General features: G+C 69.3%; 5 protein-coding genes and 1 tRNA gene. 2 read left to right on the plus strand and 4 right to left on the minus strand.

Translation table 11 applies throughout. The features are described from left to right. From I5I_RS00325 to I5I_RS00335, 3 genes are all read right to left on the minus strand, one after another. Positions 1-1722, minus strand: a 1722-nt coding sequence (locus I5I_RS00325; protein ID WP_036314887.1) for a glycosyltransferase family 2 protein, incomplete at its 3' end; no start/stop codon positions are given. Positions 1723-1895: 173 nt separating this feature from the next. After that, complete coding sequence (locus I5I_RS00330; protein ID WP_239639972.1) at positions 1896-2285, minus strand: MarR family winged helix-turn-helix transcriptional regulator; 390 nt, start codon at positions 2283-2285, stop codon at positions 1896-1898. Positions 2286-2382: 97 nt separating this feature from the next. Further along, positions 2383-2802, minus strand: a complete 420-nt coding sequence (locus tag I5I_RS00335; RefSeq protein ID WP_036314891.1) for an SRPBCC family protein — start codon at positions 2800-2802, stop codon at positions 2383-2385. A 102-nt stretch (positions 2803-2904) separates the two neighbouring features. Between I5I_RS00335 and I5I_RS00340 the strand changes: the two genes are divergently transcribed. Continuing rightward, positions 2905-3270 (plus strand): hypothetical protein, encoded by a 366-nt coding sequence (locus I5I_RS00340; protein ID WP_135948639.1) that lies wholly within the window; start codon positions 2905-2907, stop codon positions 3268-3270. A 71-nt stretch (positions 3271-3341) separates the two neighbouring features. On the opposite strand, the gene I5I_RS00345 is transcribed toward I5I_RS00340, so the two are convergent. After that, positions 3342-3432 (minus strand) — tRNA-Ser (locus I5I_RS00345). Between the two features lie 122 nt (positions 3433-3554). Between I5I_RS00345 and I5I_RS00350 the strand changes: the two genes are divergently transcribed. Beyond that, a partial coding sequence (locus I5I_RS00350) for an MFS transporter (RefSeq protein ID WP_036314895.1) occupies positions 3555-3924 on the plus strand: 370 nt, incomplete at its 3' end.

Raw genomic sequence — 3924 nt, forward strand, 5'->3', positions numbered from 1 at the left:
GATGAGCTGAGCGGAGGGTGACCGTTGCCCGTCCATGGGGTAGAGCGTGAGCACGGCGAGCAGGCCCAGGGTGACCCACGAGATCGAACCGAGGTAGTTCAACCGGAGCAGCCGCTCGGCGACGCGCATCGGCTCGCCGTCCCGGCGGCGGCGAGCCGCGAGGGCGCGCAGGGCCGGAATGATCAGCAGTCCGCCGTCCGCCCAGCGGCGGCGCTGGATGACGAGGGAGCCGAAGTCGGGCGGTGTGGCGCTGTAGCTGAGGCGCTCCGGGTAGTTCATGAGCGTCCAGCCGTGTTCGGCGATCTCGATGCTCGACTCGGTGTCCTCGATGGCCGTCCGGTCGGAGATGTATCGCACGATGCGCGTGCCGTCTTCCACCGTCTCACGCCGCAGCGATGCCAGAGCCTGCCAGCGCAGCACGGCGTTCGCGCCCACCCAGAATGTGGCCCCGAATGCCGTGAGGCCCTGGTGCACGATGTGCTGCAGGTCGGTGGTCGCCCCGGCGATGCGTTCGAGCCGCGTCGGAGCCCCGCGGTAGGCCGAGTAGGGGGTCTGAGCCACCGCCACGCGCGCGTTCTCCGGCTGCTCGAGGGCGTGCACCAGTGTCGCGCAGTATCCCGGCAGCAGCATCGAGTCGGCGTCCAGCGTCAGCACGAAGTCGGGCTCGGCCACCTCGAGCGTGCTGCGTCCTGTCCCGGCATCCTCGAGCACACGGTGTCCATCCACCACCCGTTCCCGGTAGCGACCGCCGATGAGGCCGAGGTAGGAGTTCAGGTTCATGGCCTTGTTGGGCACGTGCGAGAACGACGCATAGCGCCGGCGCTCGAACGTGGAGGTCTCGGCTCCGAAGATCCGCACGAGACGGCTGGCGAGTTGATGAGCACGGGCGAGCGTCAGGGGCGCTGCACCGCTTTCCGCGGCCTCGAGCAGCGCCGCGGCGGTCGCGTCGAGATCGGATGCCAGCCGTCGCAGCACCTGCTCGACGAAGAAGACCTCCACGTGCGTCCGCGTCGGCGCCTCGTCGGCACGTGCGTGCAGCCACCGCGCGCACGCCGCGTGCTCGCGCATCACGACCTCCGTCGCCTCGGCGGGGGAGAGCGCGCCCGAGCGAATGCGGGCGGCGGCGGCATCCACGCGCTCGAAGACCGGGCGCAGCGCGGCATCCAGCTCCGCCGTCAGGGCGCGGCATCCCTCCAACCCCGCGCGCGCCGCATCGTCGATCGGCTCGGGGTCGTCGTCGAGCAGCAACACGACGTTCAGCCGCGGGAACTCCTGCAGCGCCACGGACCAGAGCGCCATCCGCACGAGGTCGGGATCCTCGCGCCGCGACGGCAACAACGCCGTCAGCAGGGGCTCGTGGTCGGAGTAGTGCTCATCGATCGCGATGCGGCGGGGGTGGCGATGCGCCGCGAGACGAGGGAGCGCGCCCGCCCGCGCGAGCAGGTACATGCAGGCCGAGAAAGTGAGTGCGGTCACCGAGACGAGGAACACGGTTGTGGCCAGCAGCTGGGTGGCGTCGACGAGCGCACCGCCGCGCGAGAGGGCGACGATCACCGTGGCGAGGTAGAGCATCCACAGCACCACGCAGGAGATCAGTGCGACCCGAGACCGCGCGATGCGGGCTGTGGAAGGGCGCGCGTGCGTGGCGGGCTGCGGGGTCGCGTCGCGATCGGTGCCGCGCTGTCGGCGACGGGCGCGGGTGACGGCAGTGTCTGAGGTCATGGTCGACGTTCCTTCGACGGGGGGCCGAGGCGTCGGGGAGTCGCCGCGGCGACGCGGCCGACAAGTCCCAGGTCGGTCACGTTAAGCGCCATCGTGCCCGCAGCGGCTGCCTCGGCGCGGCCGTTTCGACCACCGGAATCGGTGGTTTCCCGCGGCACTCGACGAAAGCCGCCTTACCGATCCAGGCGCGAGAGGTGCTCGATGAGCCGCATCGGCAGGCCGGAATCCGCACCGAAGAAGTCGTCGTCTGCGGCTTCGACCGCACTGTTGGCCGCCCTCGCCAGGCGCTCCCCTGCAGCGGTGGCCAGCACGCGCCGCGCCCTGGCGTCAGCGGGGTCGACGCGCCGTTCGACGAGCCCCTTTGCTTCCAGCGCGCGGAGCACCTGCGAGACCATCATGGGGTCCGTGCGCACGGTGTGGGCGAGGTCGACCTGGGTGGTTCCTTCAGGATCGGCTCGCCAGGTGAGGGCGGCGAGCAGCACGAACTGCACGTGCGTCAGGTCGAACGGTGCGAGCGTGCGGCGCATCACCGCCTGCCACCGATTGGTGACACGCCAGAGCATGAATCCCGGGCTAGCGTCATAGGACTCGAATCGCGTGTGCAACCCCGCTGTCATGAGTCGTTCTTCGCCTCCTCGATCGGCACCGAGAGCCACTCTGTCACGGGGTCTCGACGAGCGCGATGAGACGATCGAGATCCTCCGGGACCGAGACCGAGAACCCCTTGAAGGCCGTCCGCGCCCACACCCGCGCGAGGGGACCGGTCATCCACACGCGGACGGTGAGCGTGGACCCATTGGGCGCGGACTCGACCGTGTGTCGGAACGTGAGGCGTGCCCCCGGCACGCTGCTGACGTCGGTGTACACGCGGTCCTGCTCGCACTCGGAGATCGTGAACCGGGTCTTCGGGCCGCCCACAGGCTTCAATACGCCCCGTGTGCCGGCGCGCACCGGGCCCTCCACACGCACCCACTCGGTGTCGGGCGACCACTCCGGCCATGACGCGTGGTCGATCCATCGCGCGAAGTAGTCTGCGGGCGCGGCGGAGGAGGTCCGGACGGCGCCAGCGAGTTCGATCATGGATTTAATATGCGCGCTTACTATGCGGATGTCAAGTGCCGTGACATTCGGGCCTTCCCGGTGCTCGTGATCAACGAGCGCCGGCACCGATATGGTCACCTCATGTCGATCCCCGCTGACAGCCCCCTCGCCACGGCACCTTCGCCGACACCCGATGCCTACCGAACGTTCGGAATCGTCGGATTCGTGCTGTCGTTCTTCGTCATCCTCAATCTCGCCGGACTCGCGATCAGCATCATCGCGTTGGTCGGCTCTCGTCGGCAGGGGCACCGCAACGGACTCGCGCTCGCGGGCGTCGTCATCGCAGGCGCCGGCGTCGCCGTGACACTGGTGATCGTGTTCGTGCTCGGCGCCACCGTGGTGGATGCCGGGCAGACCTGTGCTCGCCTCGGAGAAGGCGTGCACACCGCGGGACCCGCGACCTACACCTGCGGCCCCGGCTCCTTCTACGTCCGCTATGGCGGTTGACCGACAGCGAAAGCACCGATGACGAAGGCCCCGACATCCGCGCGATGTCGCGGGAGTCGGGGCCTTCGTGATGGCGGTGACGGTGGGATTTGAACCCACGGTAGGGGGTTACCCTACACAACTTTTCGAGAGTTGCACCTTCGGCCGCTCGGACACGTCACCGCCGACTAGCTTACGACACTCCGCGGGATGCCGCGAACCGGCTGCAGCGAGGGTGGCCCTGCCCACCCCCTTCACGATGTCGCCGGGGCGCCCTAGCGTGAGGGCATGGGAGAGCTCGGGCGATGACGCGGCAGATGACACCACAGCAGCGACTCGTCCTCGTGATCGCCATCCTGGGGTCGTTCGTCGCTTTCCTCGACGGCACCATCGTCAACGTCGCCCTCCCCGCCATCGCCCGCGACCTCGGCGGCGGCCTGTCCACCCAGCAGTGGACGGTCGACGCCTACCTCGTGACACTGGGTGCCCTCATCCTGGTGGCCGGCGCGGTGAGCGATGCGTTCGGCCGGGTTCTCGTGCTGCGCATCGGCCTCATCGGCTTCGGTATCGCCTCGGTGGGTGTCGCCCTCTCCCCCACCCCTGAACTCCTCGTCGCCGCACGTGCGGTCCAGGGTGCCGCCGGGGCTGACTCTAGAGGATCCCCGGGACCGAGCT

The sequence above is a fragment of the Microbacterium sp. B24 genome (assembly GCF_000333415.1).
In the GTDB taxonomy this organism is placed as follows: Bacteria; Actinomycetota; Actinomycetes; order Actinomycetales; family Microbacteriaceae; genus Microbacterium.